Here is a 762-nt window from a genome sequence, read left to right as displayed (position 1 = left end):
AACCGTTGGGTACTACGGTACATCAACTATTCTCGTCGACGCACATCTGTCAATATCAATATTCTGTTTTGAGGGTTCTGCCCTCAAGATGGTAAGGAAATGGGCCCATAGCTCAGCTGGTTAGAGCGCACGCCTGATAAGCGTGAGGTCAGTGGTTCGAGTCCACTTGGGCCCACCATATTTTCCTAAAGGAATGTATGCTGGGGGCGTAGCTCAGCTGGGAGAGCACCTGCCTTGCAAGCAGGGGGTCAGGAGTTCGATTCTCCTCGTCTCCACCAATTACTTACTATCGTATGAACCTTGAAAACTTCATAGAAGAGACAAAAAACAGTTTTGATGAAAATCAAAATTAAATCTACTATGTATTGTGATGAATATGTAGTAGATACCTCTAATCTAAATGCGAATTTAGAGACGAGTAACGAGAAAACTAGGAACACGTAAGTGTGACTTAGTAGAACTAGTTGTTTTCGTCAAGAATCGATTTTATTCAAGGAACGAGGAGCGTTTTGCCGCAGATAATACTACAAGGTATATCGAGGACAAAACACGACAAGTGACGCAGAAGAAAACGATTATCGGCGAAAACAGAAAGACTCCAACAAGATTCGGGATAGTTCGCGAAGCGAGGAAGCAAATTTCCGGAGATAATACTAAAGTATATCGAGGAAAATTTGCGACGAGCGACAAAGAAATGGCCGAATATTGCTAGGAGATAAGTCAAGCTACTAAGGGCATACGGCGGATGCCTAGGCACTAAGA

2 tRNA genes are annotated in these 762 nt (G+C 43.3%); both read left to right on the top strand.

The features are described from left to right. Positions 1-101: 101 nt before the first annotated feature. A tRNA-Ile gene (locus tag DW089_RS11260) sits at positions 102-178 on the top strand. Positions 179-202: 24 nt separating this feature from the next. Next, positions 203-278: transfer RNA gene (locus tag DW089_RS11255), tRNA-Ala, on the top strand. Positions 279-762 lie beyond the last annotated feature (484 nt).

The organism is Acidaminococcus sp. AM05-11 (assembly GCF_003472805.1).
GTDB lineage: Bacteria > Bacillota > Negativicutes > Acidaminococcales > Acidaminococcaceae > Acidaminococcus > Acidaminococcus hominis.
The sequence above is the reverse complement of the archived record's forward strand: the minus strand, read 5'-3'. Positions and strand labels throughout refer to the sequence as shown.